The organism is Neisseria sp. P0009.S007 (assembly GCF_051962515.1).
Window position 1 is genome coordinate 1 of record NZ_JBQCVF010000562.1, and the last position, 993, is coordinate 993.

Below are 993 nucleotides of genomic sequence, written 5' to 3' on the forward strand. Positions count from 1 at the left end.
ATCAGGCTCAATCTCGTAGCGCGTAATGACCGGGCCGGAATAGGAGTCCATCACTTTGACTTTAACTTTGAACTCGGCCAGTTTTTCTTCAATGGTAATGCTGTTTTCCAGCAACTGTTCTTCAGTTTGCGAGGCGCTTGGGTCAAACTGCGGCGGCAGAAGCAGGGCGGTAGTCGGTAGGTGTGCCTCGGTCAGTGTTGCCGAAGCTGGAATAGCTACACTTGGCGTACTCTCTTGAATGCTTGGTTCTACGGTTTGAACAGGCGTTTCAACGACTGTTTGAGTATATTCAGACGGCCTTGCGATTGTTTCAACAGATTCAACGGGTTCAATGGTTTCAACCGCTTGAATAGCTTCTGCTTCCGCTTGTACAGGAGTTTCCGGCTCACTATTGAATTCCGTTTCTTCGACGGCAGATTCGCTGATTAAATAATCGCGGATACTGCGTTCAGGCTGGTTGCTGACGTGCGCATTGACTTGCGAATCAAAAATCGGCACTTGGATTTTATGTTCAAAAGCAGGTGGCTCGGGGATGTCAATCGGCGCAATCGAGGTTTGGAAAACGGGCGGCTCGGGAATATCGGTTTTAGCCATAGGGACAACCGGTACGGCAGGCGGCTCGACTACGGTTGCGTTTGGTGCGGCAGGTCGGGAGATATAAGGGGATTTTTTAACAGGAGCAGCCGGTTTTGGACGGGACGGCGTTGCCGGTGCGGTAGGTTGTGGTGCAACAGCTTCCGTAGCAGCTTGTTTACGCGCCCATCTTTCGGCGGCCGCTTCGGTATGGCGAACTTGACGGCGTAGGCTGGCAGGGCGGCTGATTTGTCCCAAGTTGGCCAGAATTTCATCATTTTCGATGGTGCGCGGAGAGTAATCGCGCAAAGGGGCGACGGCCGCGGCCAGTTTGTGGCGTGCTGCGGTGCGGCGGGCAAGGTTGTCGTGAATATCTTCCGCTTGGATTTCAGAAGGGAATGCCTGCATGGAAGTATAGGG

At 53.1% G+C, this 993-nt stretch carries 1 protein-coding gene; it reads right to left on the bottom strand.

The window, feature by feature from the left end:
• Window positions 1–993, bottom strand: a 993-nt coding sequence (locus ACTHS3_RS14805; protein WP_440368346.1) for a DNA translocase FtsK, incomplete at both ends; no start/stop codon positions are given.